This window comes from Stenotrophomonas sp. DDT-1, from assembly GCF_001580555.1.
GTDB classification, from domain to species: domain Bacteria; phylum Pseudomonadota; class Gammaproteobacteria; order Xanthomonadales; family Xanthomonadaceae; genus Stenotrophomonas; species Stenotrophomonas sepilia.
The window spans coordinates 20,357-39,070 of sequence record NZ_LEKR01000041.1 but is presented as its reverse complement, the minus strand read 5'-3'; the positions used below and the strand labels follow the sequence as shown (position 1 = coordinate 39,070).

At 67.4% G+C, this 18,714-nt stretch carries 16 protein-coding genes; 6 read left to right on the top strand and 10 right to left on the bottom strand.

Annotation, left to right across the window (positions count from 1 at the left end):
• On the bottom strand, positions 1-585 hold a 585-nt coding region (speE, locus tag AB839_RS16890), incomplete at its 3' end, for a polyamine aminopropyltransferase (protein WP_061480253.1).
• A gap of 191 nt (positions 586-776) precedes the next feature.
• Here speE and speA point away from each other — a divergent pair.
• Entirely contained in the window at positions 777-2,666 is a 1,890-nt protein-coding gene (gene speA / locus AB839_RS16885) for an arginine decarboxylase (RefSeq protein ID WP_061480252.1), read from the top strand.
• Between the two features lie 37 nt (positions 2,667-2,703).
• Positions 2,704-3,024: a DUF6122 family protein gene (locus AB839_RS16880; RefSeq protein WP_061480251.1), complete on the top strand. Its 321-nt coding sequence runs from the start codon at positions 2,704-2,706 to the stop codon at positions 3,022-3,024.
• Positions 3,025-3,201: 177 nt separating this feature from the next.
• Here AB839_RS16880 and AB839_RS16875 read toward each other — a convergent pair whose 3' ends face one another.
• Genes AB839_RS16875 through AB839_RS16865 form a run of 3 tightly spaced genes read right to left on the bottom strand, consistent with a single transcriptional unit; the run spans position 3,202 to position 5,467 of the window.
• Positions 3,202-4,521: a HAMP domain-containing sensor histidine kinase gene (locus AB839_RS16875; RefSeq protein WP_061480250.1), complete on the bottom strand. Its 1,320-nt coding sequence runs from the start codon at positions 4,519-4,521 to the stop codon at positions 3,202-3,204.
• The gene (locus tag AB839_RS16870) at positions 4,518-5,177 is read right to left on the bottom strand and encodes a response regulator transcription factor (protein ID WP_049415134.1); all 660 of its coding nucleotides are present in this window, start codon (positions 5,175-5,177) and stop codon (positions 4,518-4,520) included. The genes AB839_RS16875 and AB839_RS16870 overlap by 4 nt, the downstream gene beginning before the upstream one ends.
• Positions 5,177-5,467 carry a PepSY domain-containing protein gene (locus AB839_RS16865; RefSeq protein WP_061480249.1) on the bottom strand — a complete coding sequence of 97 codons (291 nt, stop codon included), beginning with the start codon at positions 5,465-5,467 and terminating at the stop codon, positions 5,177-5,179. Before AB839_RS16865 ends, AB839_RS16870 begins: the two co-directional genes overlap by 1 nt.
• 151 nt (positions 5,468-5,618) lie before the next feature.
• On the opposite strand from AB839_RS16865, the gene AB839_RS16860 reads away from it, so the two are divergent.
• Positions 5,619-6,053 carry a PepSY domain-containing protein gene (locus AB839_RS16860; RefSeq protein ID WP_061480248.1) on the top strand — a complete coding sequence of 145 codons (435 nt, stop codon included), beginning with the start codon at positions 5,619-5,621 and terminating at the stop codon, positions 6,051-6,053.
• 83 nt (positions 6,054-6,136) lie between these two features.
• On the opposite strand, the gene AB839_RS16855 is transcribed toward AB839_RS16860, so the two are convergent.
• The 3 genes from AB839_RS16855 to AB839_RS16845 all read right to left on the bottom strand — a co-directional run bounded on the left by AB839_RS16855 (position 6,137) and on the right by AB839_RS16845 (position 8,461).
• Positions 6,137-6,619, bottom strand: coding sequence for a hypothetical protein (locus AB839_RS16855; RefSeq protein WP_061480247.1), 483 nt, complete (start codon positions 6,617-6,619; stop codon positions 6,137-6,139).
• Positions 6,620-6,745: 126 nt separating this feature from the next.
• The gene (locus AB839_RS16850) at positions 6,746-7,954 is read right to left on the bottom strand and encodes an FAD-dependent oxidoreductase (RefSeq protein ID WP_061480246.1); all 1,209 of its coding nucleotides are present in this window, start codon (positions 7,952-7,954) and stop codon (positions 6,746-6,748) included.
• A gap of 12 nt (positions 7,955-7,966) precedes the next feature.
• Complete coding sequence (locus AB839_RS16845) at positions 7,967-8,461, bottom strand: lipocalin family protein (RefSeq protein WP_005419954.1); 495 nt, start codon at positions 8,459-8,461, stop codon at positions 7,967-7,969.
• A gap of 182 nt (positions 8,462-8,643) precedes the next feature.
• Between AB839_RS16845 and AB839_RS16840 the strand changes: the two genes are divergently transcribed.
• A complete protein-coding gene (locus AB839_RS16840) occupies positions 8,644-8,892 on the top strand; it encodes a hypothetical protein (RefSeq protein WP_061480245.1) in 249 nt (82 codons plus the stop codon).
• Positions 8,893-8,981: 89 nt separating this feature from the next.
• Positions 8,982-11,402, top strand: coding sequence for a DUF3772 domain-containing protein (locus AB839_RS16835; RefSeq protein ID WP_061480244.1), 2,421 nt, complete (start codon positions 8,982-8,984; stop codon positions 11,400-11,402).
• Positions 11,403-11,908: 506 nt separating this feature from the next.
• Here the strand turns inward: AB839_RS16835 and AB839_RS16830 are convergent.
• Both AB839_RS16830 and AB839_RS16825 read right to left on the bottom strand, forming a co-directional pair.
• Positions 11,909-14,014 carry a phosphoglycerol transferase I gene (locus AB839_RS16830; RefSeq protein ID WP_061480243.1) on the bottom strand — a complete coding sequence of 702 codons (2,106 nt, stop codon included), beginning with the start codon at positions 14,012-14,014 and terminating at the stop codon, positions 11,909-11,911.
• A gap of 245 nt (positions 14,015-14,259) precedes the next feature.
• Positions 14,260-15,951: an AarF/UbiB family protein gene (locus AB839_RS16825; RefSeq protein ID WP_005419940.1), complete on the bottom strand. Its 1,692-nt coding sequence runs from the start codon at positions 15,949-15,951 to the stop codon at positions 14,260-14,262.
• 162 nt (positions 15,952-16,113) lie between these two features.
• On the opposite strand from AB839_RS16825, the gene AB839_RS16820 reads away from it, so the two are divergent.
• Complete coding sequence (locus AB839_RS16820) at positions 16,114-17,040, top strand: DUF808 domain-containing protein (RefSeq protein ID WP_061480242.1); 927 nt, start codon at positions 16,114-16,116, stop codon at positions 17,038-17,040.
• Positions 17,041-17,135: 95 nt separating this feature from the next.
• Here AB839_RS16820 and AB839_RS16815 read toward each other — a convergent pair whose 3' ends face one another.
• Complete coding sequence (locus tag AB839_RS16815) at positions 17,136-18,674, bottom strand: GGDEF domain-containing protein (protein WP_061480241.1); 1,539 nt, start codon at positions 18,672-18,674, stop codon at positions 17,136-17,138.
• Between the last annotated feature and the right edge of the window lie 40 nt (positions 18,675-18,714).

Sequence of the window (18,714 nt, the reverse complement as noted above, 5' to 3'; positions counted from 1 at the left end):
CTCGGACTGCTGCACCAGGATGCCGTCGTCCTTCAGGGCCTTGAAGCAGCTCTCGTAGAAGGCCTTGTTGAACAGGCCTTCACCCGGGCCGACCGGGTCGGTCGAGTCCACGATCACCACGTCCACGCTGCCGGCCGGGCAGTTGGCCATGTAGGCCACGCCGTCATCGAACAGCAGCTCGGCGCGGGCGTCATCGTTGGAGTCGCACAGTTCCGGGAAGTGCTTGCGCGCCATCACGGTGACCTGCTCGTCGATATCGCACTGGGTCACGCTCTCCACGCCCTTGTGCTTGAGCACTTCGCGCAGGGTGCCGCAGTCGCCGCCACCGATGATCACCACGCGCTTGGGCGCGGCGTGGGTGAACAGCACCGGGTGGCTGATCATCTCGTGGTAGAAGAAGTTGTCCTTGCTGGTCAGCATGATGGCCCCGTCGATGGTCATCAGGTTGCCCCAGTCGGTGGTCTGGAAGATCTCGATCTTCTGGAACGGCGACTGCACCTCGTCCAGCTTGCCGGTGATGCGGTAGCCGATGGCCGAGCCGGTGCGCTCGAAGTGTTCGATGTACCAGTTGTTGCTGTCAGTCATGGGAAAACAGTCCTGTTCGGAGGGGTGGAGCCGGGCTGGCGGGCGGGGCCGCGTGGCACAGATGCCACATCCGGACGGATCGGCCCGTTCAGGTTGGAACCTGTCACGGGCGCGGGCGCGCATGATAACGAACCTGTGGGCACATAGGCGTTATCATGCCCCCCCTTTTATTGCCAACAAGGCCGACTGAAATGACCGATTGGTCCCTCGACCAAGCCCGCAAGACCTACTCGATCCCGCATTGGGCGGACGGTTACTTCGACGTGGATCAGGCCGGGCACATGGTGGTGAGACCGACCGGGGCGGACGGCCCGGTGGTGTCGCTGCCCAAGGTGGTCGATGCGGCGCGCGCGGCGGGCGCCAAGCTGCCGCTGCTGGTGCGCTTCCCGGACATCCTCGGCCAGCGCCTGGGCAAGCTGCAGGCGGCCTTCGCCCAGGCCCAGCAGGACTGGGAGTACAGCGGCGGCTACACGGCCGTGTACCCGATCAAGGTCAACCAGACCCGCGGCGTGGCCGGCACCCTGGCCAGCCACCACGGCGAGGGCTTCGGCCTGGAAGCGGGCAGCAAGCCCGAGCTGATGGCCGTGCTGGCGCTGTCGCGCCCGGGCGGGCTGATCGTCTGCAACGGCTACAAGGACCGCGAGTACATCCGCCTGGCCCTGATCGGCCGCAAGCTGGGCCTGCAGACCTTCATCGTCATCGAGAAGCCGTCCGAGCTGAAGCTGGTGCTGGAAGAGTCCAAGGCGCTGGACGTGAAGCCGGGCCTGGGCGTGCGCATGCGCCTGGCCTCGCTGGGCGCCGGCAAGTGGCAGAACAGCGGTGGCGACAAGGCCAAGTTCGGCCTGTCACCGCGCCAGCTGCTGGACCTGTGGAAGTCGCTGCGTGACACCGAGTACGCCGACTGCCTGAACCTGCTGCACTTCCACATGGGCTCGCAGATCTCCAACGTGCGCGACATCGCCAACGGCATGCGCGAAGCCACCCGCTACTTCGTGGAGCTGTCGCGCCTGGGCGCGAAGATCACCCACGTCGATGTCGGCGGTGGCCTGGGCGTGGACTATGAAGGCACCCGTTCGCGCAGCTTCTGCTCGATCAACTACGGCCTGCATTCCTACGCCAGCAACATCGTGCAGCCGCTGGCCAATGCCTGCGAAGAGTTCGGCCTGACCCCGCCGCGCATCGTCACCGAGTGCGGCCGCGCGATGACCGCGCACCACGCGGTACTGATCGCCAACGTCTCGGAAGTGGAAGAAGCGCAGGAAGGTCGCGTGCCGGACCAGCACGACGACGAGCCGGCGGCGATCCGACACCTGCGCGAAATCCACGACGAGCTGGACGTGCGCCCGGCGGTGGAACTGTTCCAGGAAGCGCAGCATTTCCATGCCGAAGGCCTGGCCAGCTACGCCCTGGGCCAGATCGACCTGCCGCAGCGTGCGCGCATCGACGATCTGTTCTACGCCATCGCCCACGGCGTGCGTGCGCGCCTGAGCTATGACGAGAAGAGCCACCGCCCGGTGCTGGACGAACTGAACGAGCGCCTGGTCGACAAGTACTTCGTCAACTTCAGCGTGTTCGAATCGATCCCGGACGTGTGGGCGATCGACCAGGTGTTCCCGATCGTGCCGATCGAGCGCCTGGATGAAACCCCGGACCGCCGCGGCATCATCGCCGACATGACCTGCGACTCGGATGGCATGGTGGAAACCTATGTCGAGAACGAGAGCCTGGACAGCTCGCTGCCGCTGCACAAGATGAAGCCGGGCGAGAGCTACCGCATCGGCTTCTTCATGGTCGGCGCCTACCAGGAAATCCTGGGCGACATCCACAACCTGTTCGGCGATACCGACGCGGTGGAAGTGCTGGCCGATGCCGATGGCTATGCCATCACCCAGCAGCGCCGCGGCGATACCACTGACGTGATGCTGGATTACGTGGGTTACCGCCTGGACGAACTGCGGGCGACCTATGCGCAGCGCGTGGCTGCAGCGCAGCTGTCGCCGGAACGCGCGCAGGAACTGTCGGACGCGCTGGAAGCCGGCCTGACCGGTTACACCTATTTGTCCGACGAACCGCTGGTCTGATGGACAGCGCCGGGCTTGCCCGGCGCTACCGGCCCCGATGAGCGCGCGCGCGATCTTCCACCTGTTCCTGCATGCCGCCGTGCCAGCGTTGCTGGCATGGCTGTTCTGGCGCAAACGCTTCGCCTCGGCGTGGCTGCTGCTGTTGCTGGGCTGGATCATCGACCTGGACCACCTGTTGGCCGATCCGATCTACGCACCGAACCGCTGCAGCATCGGTTTCCATCCGCTGCACACCGCACCGGCAATTGCCGTGTATGCAGGCCTGTGCGTTCCGAAGAAAACGCGGTTGTTCGGCATCGGTCTGATCATCCACATCGCGCTGGACGCAATTGATTGCTGGTGGATGCATCACCGTTGATGCTTGATGCGTGTCGACCAAGGTTGACAGCTATCGGGTGCACGCTGGCCGGTCGGATTGGCGCTTGGTAGAGCCGGCCGCTGGCCGGCTTCCGCAGGGCGGCTTCCGCAGGGCGTTCCCGGTGACCACGTGGTTGCCGGCCAGCGGCCGGCACTACCCACCGTCAGGTTGGTCGTTTCACCCCACCGGCAGCCACAACGTCGCGCGCAGGCCCGGCTGTACATTCTCCAGCGCCACGCGTCCGCCATAACTGGCGGCGATATCGCCCACGATCGCCAGCCCCAATCCACTGCTGCCCACGCGCTCATCCAGCCGCACGCCACGCTGGGTGACCCGTTGCAGGGCGTCCGCGGCCAGGCCGGGGCCGTCGTCGCGAACCTCAATGCGCAACTGGCCGTCGTCGGCTTCCGCGCTGACCTGGATCTGCCGCTGCGCCCAGCGCCCGGCATTGTCCAGCAGGTTGCCCAGCATCTCTTCCAAGTCCGCACTGGCACCGGCGAACTGCAGCGCCGGATCGATACCGGCCGCCGTGAACGTGATGCCACGTTCGCCATGCGCGCGTGCCATCAGCCGGCACATCGCCTGAGCGACGGCCGCCACGCCGGTGCGCTGGCGATGGTCGGCGGCCAGTCCTGCAGCCAGGTAACGGTCGACACTGGCCTGCATGCGTGCGCTCTGTTCGCGCACGGTGGCGCGCCAGTGCGTACCGTCGCCGTCGGCCTCGGTGGCCAATACGCTCAGTGGTGTCTTCAGCGCATGCGCCAGATCCTGTGCACTGGTGCGCGCGCGCGCGACCATGCGTTGCTGGTGGTCCAGCAGCGCGTTGAGTTCTTCGCCAAGCGGCGCAACCTCTGCCCCCAGTCCCTGCGTGTCGATGCGTTGCGCGTCGCCGCGCCGTACCTGTTCCAGCTGCGCACCGAGGCGATGCAGCGGGCGCAGGCCGAAGTGCACCTGGCTGGCCAGCACCGCCAGCCAGGCGGCGACCAGCACGCCCAGCGCGATGGCGGTGCGCTTGCGGAATGCAGCGACATCCGCATCCAGCGCGCTGCGATCGGTGGCGACCACGGCCACGAACGGTTCGCTGGCGCGCGGCAGGCGCACCTGCTGCACGCGTGCGCGCAGGGATTGCTGCAGCGGCCCGGGCAGGTTGCGGGTGGCCGGCCCGGCAACCGGCGCCGGCAGGGTTTCGTCCCACAGCGAGCGCGACTGCAGCAACACGCGGCCATCGGCACCGGCGATCTGCCAGTAGGCACCGGAGAACACGCGCTGGAAGCGTGCGTCATTGGGTTCCTGACGCAGGCGCAGCTGTCCGTCCGCATCCACTTCGGCCTGTGCCAGCAGGGTCAGCATGTCCTGCTGCAGTTCGTGGTCGAGGCGGTCGCGCGCGCTGCGCTTGAACAGCTCGCCCAGCAGCGCGCTGGCCAGCAGCGAGACCAGCAGCAGGCCGACGCCGCCGGCCAGCAGCAGGCGCCGTCGCAGCGATGGTTGCCGGCTCACGGCGCGGCCAGCCGCCAGCCCTGGCCGCGCACGGTCTGGATCAGGTCGATGCCGAGCTTGCGTCGCACGCGTCCGAGCAGCACGTCCAGTGCATTGGAGTCCGGGTCGTGGCCACCGTCGAACACCTGCTCGCCCAGCCGGTCGCGGCCGATCACCTGTCCGCTGTGATGGATGAAGTAGCTGAGCAGGCGGAACTCCTGCGGACTGAGCGGCAGCGCCTGCCCATCCAGCTCGAAGCGGCCGGCGTTGACGTCCAGCTGCAGCGGACCGCAGTGCAGGCGCGGGCTGGCATGGCCATGGCTGCGACGGATCAGTGCGCGCAGCCGCAGCACCAGTTCGTCGGCCTGGAACGGTTTGGTCAGGTAGTCGTCGGCGCCGGCGTCGAAGCCGGCCAGCTTGTCGTGCCAGCGCCCGCGTGCGGTCAGCACCAGCACCGGAAAGCTGCGGCCATTGCTGCGCCAGCGCTCGATCACGCTCAGGCCATCCAGCCCGGGCAGGCCGAGGTCGACGATGGCCGCCTGCAGGTCTTCGATCTGGCCAATTTCTTCGGCCTCGCGGCCGTCAGCGACCACCGCCACCACATAACCGGCCTGTTCCAGCAGGGGCACCAGGCGCTGTGCCAGCGCGGCATCGTCTTCGGCCAACAGGATGCGCATCAGTCGTCGAGCTCCGTCTTCAGCAGCTTTCCGCTGCGCGCATCATAGTCCAGCTCCACCACCACGCCGTCGCCGCGCAGGATCTCCACTTCGTAGACGCCGTCGTCCAGCTCCACTTCCAGCAGCTGGCCCGGGTAGCGCTTGAGTGCATCGCGGACCACGCTTTCCAATGGCACGTAGCGGCCCTGCTGCACGGCGCGGCGCGCGACCTGCTGCGCCGGATCCTGGACGGGCGCGGCGGCGGTCGGGGCGTTGGCCAGGGCCAGCAGCAGGGGCAGGGTGGAGAGCATGCGGGTGCAGAAAGAAGGAGGGGGTCAGGCGCGAGTGTGCCGGGGATGACTAACAGCCGGCTAACAGCCACGGCTAAGGCGCTGTTAACCGAGGCATGCATCGTGGCGTTGCCGGGATGGTCCGGCCACGAACACGAACAGGAGAACCCCCATGTTGAAGTCGCTCACCCTCGCCACCGTTGCCCTGCTGGCCATTGCACCGGCCGCACAGGCCGCACCGCTGGGCATGGCCCAGGTCGAACAGGCCCTGCGCAAGGCCGGCTACACCCAGATCCACGAGATCGAACGCGATGACGGCTTGTGGGAAGCCGACGTGAGCCGCGCCGATGGCCGCTTCAGCGAAGTCTACGTGGACCCGAAGACCGGCGAGATCTTCGATGAGCACAGCGGCCGCGCGCTGCTGACCACCGAGCAGGTGCTGGCACGGGCGCAGTCGCATGGCCTGCGCGAGATCCATTCGCTGGAACGCGATGGGGCGACCTGGTCGCTGGAAGCCCGCAATGCCCGCAACCAGAAGGTGGAGGTGCGCCTGAGCGGTTACGACGGCCGCATCCTGCACAGCGAGCGCGATGGCTGGCTGGATTGACGTTGGCCTCTGTAGAGCCGAGCCCATGCTCGGCTTTGCGGCCAACCGTAGCCGAGCATGGGCTCGGCTCTACAGAGGCTGCCCTACCAGCCGTACGGCGGCGGGTAGTCCCAATAGCCCGGGCCGCGGCCGTAATAGCCGCCATACGGGCCGAAGAAGCCCGGGCCCTTGCCCTCGCTCACATGGATGTTGAGGTTGACCCCGTGGGTCTTGCCCTCATCGGTGGTGTAGTTCTTGCTCAAATTCAGCGTGGCCGCGTTGTAGTGGCTGTTGCCGCCGTTCTTGGAATAGCCGATGCCGGTGGTGAAGCTGCCCGACACCTTGACCTTGTCGTCGGTGACGTCGGCGATCTTCGCGTCGTCGTGCACGCGCGGGCCGCTCTTGTCGCCGTAATAAGTGCCGGGCGGGTCCTGCTGCAGGGCCGGGTCGTTGAGGTAGCGCAGCGGCGCCTGCGGCAGCGTCAGGTCCAGGCCGGCAGCCTGCGGCGCGGTAGCGCCAGCGGCGGACTGGGCCAGCACGGTTCCCGGCAGGGCCAGGCACAGCAGCAGGGTCAGGGGGCGGATCATGACGGCGCTCCAGCGGACAGGTGGCCGCGCAACACGCGGCGGTACAGGCCGACGCTAGCAGGGGTTGCTTGAATGATGCCTGTCGGCGCCCGCTTGCGGTAGAGCCGGGCCATGCCTGGCTGCACGCTACAACCGCCCGAACCCGAACAGCCCTTCCAGTGCATGCTTGCGCCGCTCGATCCGGGCCCGCAGCAGCTGGGCGCCGATCATTGAATAGGTGATGCCGTTGCCACCGTAGGCCATGGCGAAATGCACCCGCGGGCCCCACTGCGGGTGCGGGCCGAAGAAGGGCAGGCCGTCGGCGGTTTCGGCGAAGGTGCCGGCCCAGGAAAAGGCGGGCACCGGGTCCAGCCGCGGGAACCAGTGCAGGAGCTGATCCATCAGCTTTTCGGCCTTGCGCTGCACGCGCCGGTCGCGCCGCGCCGGGATATCGATGGCGTCGTCCAGCCCACCCACCAGCAGGCGGCGGTCGCCGGTGGCGCGCAGGTACAGGTACGGGCGTGCGCTCTCCCACACCATCGTGCGCTGCAGCCGGCCCAGCGTGTCCGCATCGATCGGGTCGGTGATGAAGGCGTAGCTGCTGCGGTTGCGCGCGACCCGCTGTTCAAGCCAGCGCTGGTTGGCGTAGCCCATCGCCAGGACCACGTGGCGGGCACGGACCGTGGCGCCGGCCTCGGTCATCGCGGTCACCCCCTGCGCGCCAGGCTTCAGCGTGTGCAGCACGGTGCGGTCGTGCACATGGCCGCCGCGACGGCGCACGCGTTTGAGCAGGCCGTAGGTGAGGCAGTAGGGATCGACCCGCGCTGCCTGGCGGGTCAGCAGGGCGCCGCCGGCATCCACGTCGAAGCGTTCGCGCAGGGCTTCGCGGTCCAGCCAACGCGCGTCCAGTCCAATATCGCGGCGTGCAGCTCCTTCGGCCATCAGGCGCGGCACGTCGCGCCGCCGGCTGGCCAGGTACAGGCTGTCCATCTGGCGGAAGTCCACCTCCTTCAGCCCGCGTGCCACTTCAGCCAGTGCCGGGATCGCGTCGGCACAGGCAAGGTAGGCCAGGGCGGCGGCATCGTTGCCATAGCGCTCGGCCAGTTCCAGCAGATGGGTATCGATCTCGTACTGCAGCAGCGCGGTGCTGGCCGCCGTGCTGCCCCAGCCGATGTCGCGCTGCTCGATCACCGCCACCTCGTGGCCGTGGGTGGACAGTTCGTCGGCGATCAGCGCACCGGTGATGCCGCCACCGACCACCAGCACGTCGCAGCGCAGATCCTGCTCCAGCGGGGGAAAGGCCTGCAGCAGCCCGTTGCGCACTGCCCACCAGGGGTAGCCACTTTTCAGGTCCATGCGTGGTCGTGCTCAGGCGGTGGGGTGGCCGGTATGCGGGGTCTGGATCAGTTCGGACAGATCGAAGCCCTGCAGGCGGGCCGCGGCCAGATAATGGTCCTGCACGGTCGCGTCCAGGCGTGGCTCGCGCGCCAGCAGCCACAGGTACTTGCGGTCCGGGCTGCCGACCAGCGAGACGCTGTAGTCCGGGGCGACCTGGATCACCCAGTAGTCGCCCTTGGCGAACGGCAGCCAGCGCAGGCCCTTGGGCAGGAAACTGACCTCCAGCCGCGCGCTGTCGTTGTCGACGGCGCAGGCCTCGCCGGTGGCCTCTTCGATCTCGCCGTCCATGCGGCAGCGGTTGGTGACGCCGACGTTGCCGTTGTCGAGCAGGGTGTAGTGCGCCGACACATCGGTGCAGCCTTCCGGCTCGTGGCGCATCGGCAGGCGCGCGATCTCGTACCAGGTGCCCAGGTAGCGCGGCAGCTTGAGGTCGGCGACGGTCTTCAGCGGCGGGTGCTCGGTCATCGGTCATCGTGGCAAGGGCGGGCCTCCACGATGCCGATGGGCTCGCCATGGGCGGGTGAAGCCGGGGCGACGGCCGCGTCCAGAACGATCCGTCGCCGCTGCGACGTGCCTGTTGTCACCGGCATGGCGGTATCCTGCCGCCAGCGCCGTGTTTTCCTGATCCAACCAAGGTGGAGGTGCCGATGTACCAGGTGATCCTGTTGAAGAGTGAATCCGCGTTCGCACGCGAACAGTGGCCGCAGGTCGACGACCTGGTCGACTACGAGGGCGTGGCCTACAGCCTGCGAGCCGGCCCGCGCCAGCCACTGTCGACCGACCACGAGTGGCACCCGGTGGCGGTGTATGCGCCCGATGAGATCACCGAGGAAGAGTTCCAGGACTGGTACGCGCTGCAGCAGCCGACTGTGGAAGAGCTGCGCCTGAAGTACTGATACTGCTGCACGTCCCCCATCCGCCGTTTACCGCCTGTGCCGTATAGTCGCGCGCAGGCGCGGTGGTCCGCGCGAACCGGTGTGGCTGCGTGTCTTCTTTCCTGCGATCGATCCGTGCACGGGGGCCCTGGTGGGTCCTGCTGCTGTGCACTTCCTTCCTGCTGTCCGCGCCGGTGCTGGCACAGGAGGAGGACCCCACGCCCAAGCAGCAGCTGGCGGACATCGATTCGCGGTTGAAGGATGTCGAGCGCAAGCGTGGCGATGCGGAAGCCACCGAGACGCTGGCGATGCTGTCCGAGAATGCCTCGCAGGCACGGCGTGACGCCGAGGCACTGGAAAAGGCACTGCAGCCCCAGCTGGATCGCATCAACGAGCAACTGGCGCAGCTGGGGACGCCTGCCGAGGGCACCACAGAGCCGCCAGAGCTGGCGGCGCAGCGACGGGCCATAACCAGGCAGCGCGACGGCCTGGCCGCGTCGGTGGCGCAGGCCAAGGCCAGTGCCGTGCGTGCACAGCAGCTGGCGGCGGACATCGAGCAGCAGCGCACCGCACAACGTACGGAAGAACTGGGCCAGAAGGTCGCCTCGCCGCTGTCGCCCGCGTTGTGGAGCAAGGTGGCCGAGCGCCTGCCGATCGATATCGCGCGCGTTGCGCCGTTGGCCGAGCAGGGGCGCGATGCGCTGGTCGCCGGCATCCGCAGCCACGGCTGGGGCACGCCGCTGCTGGGCCTGCTGGCCGCGCTGGTGATGATGTTCCCGCTGCGGTTGTGGCTGCGCAGGCTGGGGCGGAAGTTCGCCGCGTCCGAGCGCGCGCCTGACGGACGACTGCGCCGGTCTGGCCTGGCGATGTGGCTGCTGCTGGTGGGCACGCTGCTGCCCGGTTATGCGGTAGTGGTGCTGATGGCGGCGCTGGATGCGATCGATGCCATCGCGCCGCGCCTGCAGGTCGTGGCCGACGGCCTGGAGACCGCCACCTTCCGTGCGGCCTTCATTGCCGCGCTCAGCGCCTGCCTGCTGGTGCCCAAGCGCCCATCATGGCGGCTGTTGAACCTGGACGACACCGCCGCGCTGAAGCTTCGCAAATACGCCTGGGGCGCGGCGGCACTGGCCTGGCTGAGCACGGTGCTGGTGGCCCTCGACCAGGCTACGCGCACCAGCGATGTCACCACGGTGGCGTTGGACGGCCTGATTGCCCTGACCTACCTCGGCCTGATCATGGCCATGCTGGTGACCCTGGCGCGCCTGCATCGGCGGCAGACCGCCGAGGCCGAGGCCAAGCTGGAAGCACAGGCCGATGGCGTGGGGGCAACCACGCCCGTGCGCCGCAGCAGCTGGCTGGTACTGGCCCGGGTAGCGGGCAACATCGCGGTGGTGGCGGCCATCGTCGCCACGTTGCTGGGCTACCTGAATTTCGCCAAGTTCGTGAACCAGCAGCTGATCGGCGGCAGCATCGTAGTGCTGGCCGCAACCTTGCTGTTCAAGTTCGTCGATGACCTGAGCACCTGGATGCTCAACGCCGACAGCAAGGTCGGCCAGACCATCCTGCTCAGCACCGGCCTGAGCGTATCCCGGCTGGAACAGGCGGGCGTGCTGCTGTCGGCGGCGTTGCGCACCATCGTCGTACTGATCGCGCTGCTGGCGCTGGTGGCACCGTTCGGCAACATCGGCGCGGTGGTGGAGCGCTTCTCCTCGCTGTTCACCTCTGGATTCGACATTGGCGGAACCAAGCTGGAGCCGGTGCGCATCGTGCTGGCGGTGCTGGTGCTGCTGGCTGGCCTGGCCGTTACCCAGCTGGTACAGCGCTGGCTGACCGACACCTACCTGCCCAAGACCGAGCTGGACCTGGGCGCGCGTAATTCGGTGAGTACCGTTGCCCGCTATGTGGGCATCATCATCGCGGTGATCTGGGCGCTGAGCGCGATGGGGCTGCAGCTGAGCAAGCTGGCCCTGCTGGTCAGCGCGCTGTCGGTGGGTATTGGTTTCGGCCTGCAGGTGATCACCCAGAACTTCGTCTCCGGCCTGATCCTGCTGGCCGAGCGGCCGGTGAAGATCGGTGACTGGGTGAAGCTGGGTGACCAGGAGGGCGACATCCGCCGCATCAGCCTGCGTTCGACCGAGATCCAGGTGGGCGACAAGTCGACGTTGATCGTGCCCAACTCCGAGCTGGTCACCAAGACCGTGCGCAACATGACGATGGGCAACAACCAGGGCCGCATCCAGATCCAGTTCGCGGTGCCGCCCAGCACGGATGTCGGCAATCTGCGGCAGGCGCTGCTGGATGCGTACACCGCGCACACGAATGTGCTGAAACAGCCGGCACCGACGGTCTACATCGACAGCATTGCCGGTGGCCAGATCACCATCAACAGCTTCGCTTACGTGGCCAGCCCGCGGCAGGTGTACGCCACCCGCAGCGACCTGTACTTCAGCCTGCTGCAGATCCTGGCCGAGCGGAACATTCCGCTGTCGACCCCGACCGACATCCACATCATCCGCGATCCGCAGGAGTAGGGGGTGTTCTGCAGGGCTGCGCCCTGCACCCGCTACGAGCAGAAGCAACAGCAACAGCGTGCATTCCGTGGGATGGCGGGGCGGTGCCGGAGTGCGGGGACGCCGTAAATCCGTCCATGGAGGCTTGGCAGCCGCATCCATGCGGCTGACACCCCGCACTCCGACACCGCCCCACCTCTGACAGATTCCTGAGGCTGTCGGTAGGTGTCGACCTTGGTCGACATTTCTGTCAGATATCGAAATCAATCTGGGATCAGATCCGTTTTTCTCCGGAAAACGGATCTGATCCCATCGGCATGTCCAACAGACCGCAGCAAACTGTCGAAGGCGGTGTGGGTCCGGTTGCGGGGGCGTGAGCCGCATGGATGCGGCGACCGAGCTTACATGGACGTACTTGCAGCGCCCCCCGCAACCGGACCCACACCGCCATCCCACGGAATGCACGCTGTTGCTGTTGCCGTTGCTCCGGTTTGGAGCGGGTGCAGGGCGCAGCCCTGCAAATAGCCCTACCCCCGCGGTCGGCTGCGCGAGGGCACCAGTGCGAACGTATCCACCGCCAGCTTCTCGGCGTGGTTCAACCACGCGCGGATCTCCAGATCGTCCACTTCGTGATCCAGCCCGAACGCCACGTTGATCTTGCCGTTGGCATCGGGCTGCACCCACTGCTGGGCCAGCACCACCTTGCGCTGCGAGGACACCGCTTCGATCCAGAAGCCGCGGTCCGGGCGCGTGCTCGCCACCAGTTGCAGCATGTACTGGCCGGCACGCGTACGGCGTCCCTTCTGGGTGATCATGTGTGCCTGGCGCACGCTCGGGCGCGGGCCCTGGAGCGTATCCAGCGGTGCATCCACCGCGATGCCACCGCGCAGGTCGTTGTCGCGGTACAGCTTGATGCCATTGTCGCGGTTGACGAGCAGGGCGCACCAGTCGCCGTCGGCCGAGCCGTCCTCGAACGCGGTGCAACGGTCGACGTAGGCCAGGGTGTTGTCCGGGTTGGCATCATCGAACTGGCGCGAGGTGTTTTCCAGATACGCGGACTTCAGGCCCCAGTCCTTGTCGTACTCCAGCAGCACCGGCGGTTGCACGTGCTGCAGGCCAACGACCACCTGATCATCGCCATCGATCTTCAGTTCGCGGGTCGGCTGGCCCAGCCACAGCGAACGGGCGAAGGCCAGGTACGGCGGGTAGTCGCGGCCGTCATCGCGGCGCGCGGCCACGCTGGCACTGGGCGCGCGCTGCGGGTCGATCAGCGAGCGGCCAAAGCCCATCGTCTTCAGGTTCGGGTCCAGCAGGCTGAGCAGGGTCGCACCGGAATCCAGGGTGGTGCCAGCGTCGGCACTGAGCTGCTGCGGGGCAATGCCGTCGCCAAGGAACAGCAGCAGGTTCTCGCGCTTCTGCTTGGCCAGCACGTGGCTGAGATCGTTGGGCATCGCCAGGTGGTCGGAGGCGATCACGATCAGCGTGTCCTTGCCATACGGGCTGGCCTGGATTCGCTCGACCAGCTGTGAGATCAGGCGGTCGGTGCACTTGAGTGCATTGAGCAGGCCGATGTTGCCGTACCCGCTCCGGTAGCGCTCGCCCTTGCATGACACCGGCAGGTGGCCCGCCGGGTGGTGGGTGTCCATGGTCAGCGTGGTCAGCATGAACGGTGAACCGGCGCGCGAGAGCTGCTCGAAGCGCTGGTAGGCGGTGTCCAGCAGCACGTCGTCGTGCACGCCCCAGGCCGAGTAGTGGATGCGCCCGATCTTCTTCTGCTGCTTGAACCAGGCCAGGTCATGCACTTCGTCAAAGCCATGGCTGGCCAGGAACTGGCCCTTGCCGGCGAACTGGCCGTTGGCGCCGCCCAGGTAATGGTTGGTGTAGCCCTGCTGCTTCAGGTAGTCGCCCAGGCACACCGCCTTGGGCAGGAAACTGCCCATGCGGTCCATGCTGTTCTCGTCGCCCTGCGAGGTGGTCAGCGGCACGCCACACATTGACGACACCAGGCCGGCGATGGTCCAGCCGCTGCCTTCGGCCGAGGCCAGGCCACGCACGTCCAGCGACTCGGACGCCAGGCGGTTGAGGTTGGGCATCAGGCCGGGAAACACGGCCTCGTCCAGATAGGTGCGTTCCAGGCTCTCGCCGTAGATCCATACGATGTTGCGCGGGCGCTGCAACGGCTGCGTCGGCACCTGGTACTCGGGGGCGATGCGGGCGAAATCGACCGGGCGCAGCTGCTGGTAGAGGCGTTGGCCGTCACGGGCCAGCGGGCTGATCAGGATCGTGGCCACCCACACGGTCGCGAAACCGGCGAACAGCGCACCACCGTGGCCGGGCCGGCGCCAGCGCTTCACCCGCGTGGCAAACAGCGGCAGCAGCGAGACCAGCGCCAGCACGATGAAGCCGGCGATGTAGCCCTTGAAGTCGGAGACACCAGCGCCTTCCATGTCGGCGCCGAGGTGATAAAGCGTGGCGGCGTTGAGCCCATCCCCGGACAGCTTGTCGATCAGCCACCACGCGCTGAGCATCAGCAGTAGCAGCGAGAATGCACCGGCCTTCCACCACACCCACTTGTCGGACGCGAGGAACAGCCAGCACAGCAGCAACAACGACAACAGCAGTATCCAGAGCATAGGCAGCTTCGGCAGTGACGGGGTGGTGGTGATGGACGTCGTACCGACGCGTGTCCATCCGACCGGCGCTGCTGCAAGCACATCCACATGACAGGCCGATGACCCGATAGTGCATGCACGAAGCTGACTGAAATGTTTGTTGAAAGCACGCGCGCGCAATCACGCCGCGAAGGTAAAACGAGCGTGAAAGGCTTCGTTGGATTGCATTAAAAAACCGCATGAATACGCGGCTTTTCGCCAATGCATCAGCGGTGCCCGCGTTCCTCGCGCGCCCGCGCGCGACGATCGAACAGCAATGCACTGGTAACGATGCCCAGCCCCAGCACCACGCCGATCAACAGCAGTATCAGTGCGATCAGGGGATAGCCGAACAGGTGCCAGCCGGTGTCGATCTTCATCATCATTGCCGCAGCCATGATCAACGCGGCGCTGATGATGCCGGCCGCCACGCGGTTGGCGATCTTCTGCAGGTTCTCCATCAACCGCGATTCTTCCAGCCCGGTCACCTTCATCTGCAGGCGGTTCTCGGCCAGCAGCGCCATGATGTCCGACAGCTTGCGCGGCCCGTCGCGCAGCAGCTGCTGCAGCTCCATCGCCTCGCTGGCGATGTTGGCCGCCGACAGGGATTTCTTCAGGCGCGCGCGCATCACGTGCTGCAGCTGGCGCTCGACGATGCGGCGCGTGTCCAGCTCCGGCGCCAGCAGCCGGCACACGGTTTCCAGGTTGAGCAGGGCCTTGCCCAGCAGGCTCAGTTCCGGCGGCGTGCGCAGCCCGCAGGCAGTGGCGATGCGCACCATGTCCAGCACCACGCGGCCTTCCGAGAAGCTGCCACTGGCGGCGTAGCGCGCGATCAGCTGGCCGGTCTCGCGCAGGTAGCGCTCTTCGTCGAAGGCCTCCAGCCGCGTGCTGATGCTGATCAGATCGTCGGCCACTTCTTCGCCGCGGCCATCGACGGCGGCGAACAGGATCTTCAGCAGCCGCTCGCGCAGGCGCGGCGGCATGTGCGCGACCATGCCCAGGTCGAAGATCGCCAGCCGGCCATCGGGCATCACCCGCAGGTTGCCCGGGTGCGGGTCGGCATGGATCTCGCCATGCACGAAGATCTGGTCCAGGTAGCCGCGGATCAGCGCCGCTGCCAGCGGATCCATGTCCTGCTCGGTGCGGCGCACGCCAGAGATCGCATCCACGCGCACGCCGGTGGCGAGCTCCATGGTCAGCACGCGCTGGCTGCTGTAGTCCCAGATCGGCTGCGGTACCCACAGGCGGCGGAAGGGCCGCAGATGCCGTCCGAAGCGGGCCAGGTTCTCGGCCTCGGCGTGGTAGTCCAGCTCCTGCATCAGGGTCTTGGCGAACTCGTTGAGCCAGTCGCGCAGGCGCACGCGGCGGCCCACCTGGGTCAGATGATCGGCGGCCAGCGCAAAGCTGCGCAGCGCTTCCAGGTCCGAGCGCAGCTGCGCGGCCACTTCGGGCTTCTGCACTTTCACTGCCACCTGGCGGCCATCGTGCAGCACCGCGCGATGTACCTGCGCGATCGACGCACAACCCAACGGCTCGGGATCGAACGAGGCAAACAGCTTGTTCACCCCCACCCCCAGCTCCTGCTCGATGATGGCGTGGATGCGCTCTACCGGGATCGGCGCCACCTTCTCCTGCATGCGCTCCAGGGCGGTGGCGAACTCCACCGGCACCATGTCCGGGCGGGTGGACAGCATCTGGCCCAGCTTGACGAAGGTCGGCCCCAGGGCCTCCAGGTCACTGACGAACTGTTCCGGGTTGCCATCGGCGGGCACGTCGGCCTGGTTGCTGGCGGCGTCCAGGTTCATGCCGGAGAACACGCCCGAATGGCGGTAGCGCAGCAACAGGCGCAGGATCTGGCTGCGCCGGTTCATGCCTTTGACCAGCGGAGGATTGCCATTGGCGGTGGGCGGATTGCTCAAGCGGAACTCCCATGCGGCAAGGACGGTAGTGCCGGCCGCTGGCCGGCAATGTCCGGATTCGGCAGTGTCGCCGGGGGAAGGTGGGCATGCGGTGAACCCCGCAGCTATCGCAGAGGCCGGCGGATCGGTCAGAATCCGCTCATTCCCATTCTTGGACGCCCCATGGCCGGTGCCAGCCTGTTTGCCCTGCTCGACGATATCGCCTCCCTGCTAGACGATGTCTCGGTCCTGACCAAGGTCGCGGCGAAGAAGACCGCTGGTGTGCTGGGCGACGATCTGGCGCTGAACGCGCAGCAGGTGACCGGAGTCAACGCCAACCGCGAACTGCCGGTGGTCTGGGCGGTGGCCAAGGGCTCGCTGGTCAACAAGGTCATCCTGGTGCCGGCGGCGCTGGCGATCAGTGCGCTGGAAGCCTGGCTGCACAGCCGCGGCTGGAACGTGCCGCTGATCGTGCCGCTGATGATGATCGGCGGTGCCTTCCTGTGCTTCGAAGGCGTGGAGAAGCTGGCGCACCGCTTCCTGCATTCCTCCGACGACGATGCCGAGCGCCAGGCCGAACGCCGCAAGGCGCTGGCTGACGCGCAGGTGGACATGGTCGCGTGGGAGAAGGACAAGGTGAAGGGCGCGATCCGCACCGACTTCATCCTTTCGGCCGAGATCATCGTGCTCACCCTGGGCGTGGTCGCCACTGCGTCGTTCACCAACCAGATCCTCACGCTGAGCGTGGTCGCACTGGCGATGACCGTGTTCGTCTATGGGCTGGTGGCGGGCATCGTCAAGCTCGATGACGTTGGGCTGTACCTGTCGCGCAAGGGCGGTGCCATTGCCGCCTTCGGTCGCGGGCTGGTGGCGTCGGCGCCGTGGCTGATGAAGTTCCTGTCGGTGGCCGGCACCATCGCCATGTTCCTGGTCGGCGGCGGCATCCTGGTGCACAACGTGCCGGCCCTGCACCACGCGGTGCAGGCGCTGGGCGGCGAAGGGCAGTGGGGCTGGCTGGTGAGCGCGGTGGGCAACATGGTGGTCGGCATCATCGCCGGCGCCATCGTGCTGGCAGCGGTGACCGGGTTCCAGAAGCTGCGCGGGAAGTGATCTGTAGAGCCGAGCCCACGCTCGGCTGCTCTACGGCGCTGCGCGCCGCCGCCCGAGCATGGGCTCGGGCGCTACAGCGTCTGCACGCTGGATCATCAGCCCGCCTGCACGCGGTTCTTGCCCTGCCGCTTGGCCGCATACAGCGCGTCATCGGCGCGCCGCAGCAGGGTTTCGGTATCGTCACCGGGCTGCCACTGCGCCAGCCCGGCGCTGAAATGCACCGGCACGCGCTGCTCCTGCACGGTCAGCACGCGATGGGCCAGCGAGCGCTGCAGGCGCTGCACGGTGGCCATGCTGTCGGCGCCCTGGGTTTCCGGCAGCACCAGCACGAACTCGTCGCCGCCCAGCCGCGCGATGCCGTCGGTGGCGCGCAGCAGCAGCTTGCACACGGACACCAGGTGCTGCAGCAGCGCATCGCCACCCGCGTGCCCGTGCGCGTCGTTGGTCTGGTGGAAATCATCCAGGTCGATCACCGCCACGCCCAGCGGTGAGTTGTTGCGCGCGGCTCGGGCCAGCTCGCGCTCCAGCAGTTCGTCCAGGCCACGGCGGTTCAGCGCCTGGGTCAGCGGATCGATGCGTGCCAGGTCACCGGCGGCGCGCAGTTCCTGCTCCAGCTCGGCAATGCGCTGCTCTGCGCGCTCCACTTCCTGCCGCGCATTGGCCAGGTGATCGCGGGCCTGTGCGGCCTGCTGCTGCACTTTGCCGGTATCGCGCATCACCTCCTGCAGCAGCTGGTTGAGGTCGGCGATGCTGCGCGCCTCGCGCAGCTGCAATGCGTAGCTGCCGATGCGGTCGTGGTATTCGCCCGTGCTGGTCGCCATGCCGTCCATGCGCTCGATGAACTCGCCCATCAGCCCACGCATCGCCGCCTTCGAATCGTCGATGCCCTGGCGCAGCAGACCCTGCTTGTAGATCACTTCGCGCAACTCGGCGCGGGTGCGCTCGACTGCCTCGGCTTCCAACGGACCGTCCAGCAACTGGCGCACCGCCGCGATCTGGCCCTGCAGCCAGCTGCGGTCATCCAGCAGCTCGCTGACGTTCTCCAGCAGCAGCGCGAACAGCTCCAGCAGCAGCGCCTGCTGCTCCTGCCAGCTTTCGGCACGCACGCCGACCTGGTGGCCAAGTTCGCGCACGCCCTGTTCGATGGGTTCCAGTGCCGTGCCCGGCTGCCATTGGCGCAGGCGCAGAGCCAGCGCCTGCGCCTGCTCGCGCAGGTCCGGGTCGTGCTGCAGCAGGGCCACCACCGCACCGCCCAGCAGCAGCCGCAACTGCTCGGACAGGCGCAGGCTTTCCGGCTGCCCGTCCGGCGAATGCTGCTCGATGGTGCGGATGTACTTGTCGATCAGCTGCCGCATCGCGCGCCCATAGCGCGGCCAATCGGCGCTGGCCTGTGCGGACTGCAGGCGGTCGCCCATGTCGCCCAGTTCGCCGGGCAGGGTGGCCATGCCGTTGGCGAACGCCGCCAGCAGCGGTTCCGGCGCATCGGCGCCTGCGAACAGCTGCTGCAGCGCCACGCCACCGCCGCCCTGCAGCACTACGCGGTCACCCCGCCCATCGTCCACCACCGCGCGCACGCGTGCCGGCGGCCCAAGGGCGGTACCGGGGGCAGGGCGGTGGTCGGGCTGGTCCGTCATGGAGCGAATCCTGGGGCTGGCAGGGACTGGTTCCAGCATA

Bases quoted from the DNA above. Each gene is read 5' to 3' on its own strand.
- AB839_RS16845 (WP_005419954.1), bottom strand. From the start codon at position 8,461: ATGACCGAGCACCCGCCGCTGAAGACCGTCGCCGACCTCAAGCTGCCG.
- AB839_RS16860 (WP_061480248.1), top strand. From the start codon at position 5,619: ATGTTGAAGTCGCTCACCCTCGCCACCGTTGCCCTGCTGGCCATTGCA.
- AB839_RS16820 (WP_061480242.1), top strand. From the start codon at position 16,114: ATGGCCGGTGCCAGCCTGTTTGCCCTGCTCGACGATATCGCCTCCCTG.
- AB839_RS16865 (WP_061480249.1), bottom strand. From the start codon at position 5,467: ATGCTCTCCACCCTGCCCCTGCTGCTGGCCCTGGCCAACGCCCCGACC.
- AB839_RS16855 (WP_061480247.1), bottom strand. From the start codon at position 6,619: ATGATCCGCCCCCTGACCCTGCTGCTGTGCCTGGCCCTGCCGGGAACC.
- AB839_RS16830 (WP_061480243.1), bottom strand. From the start codon at position 14,014: ATGCTCTGGATACTGCTGTTGTCGTTGTTGCTGCTGTGCTGGCTGTTC.
- AB839_RS16850 (WP_061480246.1), bottom strand. From the start codon at position 7,954: ATGGACCTGAAAAGTGGCTACCCCTGGTGGGCAGTGCGCAACGGGCTG.
- speA (WP_061480252.1), top strand. From the start codon at position 777: ATGACCGATTGGTCCCTCGACCAAGCCCGCAAGACCTACTCGATCCCG.
- AB839_RS16815 (WP_061480241.1), bottom strand. From the start codon at position 18,674: ATGACGGACCAGCCCGACCACCGCCCTGCCCCCGGTACCGCCCTTGGG.
- AB839_RS16840 (WP_061480245.1), top strand. From the start codon at position 8,644: ATGTACCAGGTGATCCTGTTGAAGAGTGAATCCGCGTTCGCACGCGAA.
- AB839_RS16880 (WP_061480251.1), top strand. From the start codon at position 2,704: ATGAGCGCGCGCGCGATCTTCCACCTGTTCCTGCATGCCGCCGTGCCA.
- AB839_RS16870 (WP_049415134.1), bottom strand. From the start codon at position 5,177: ATGCGCATCCTGTTGGCCGAAGACGATGCCGCGCTGGCACAGCGCCTG.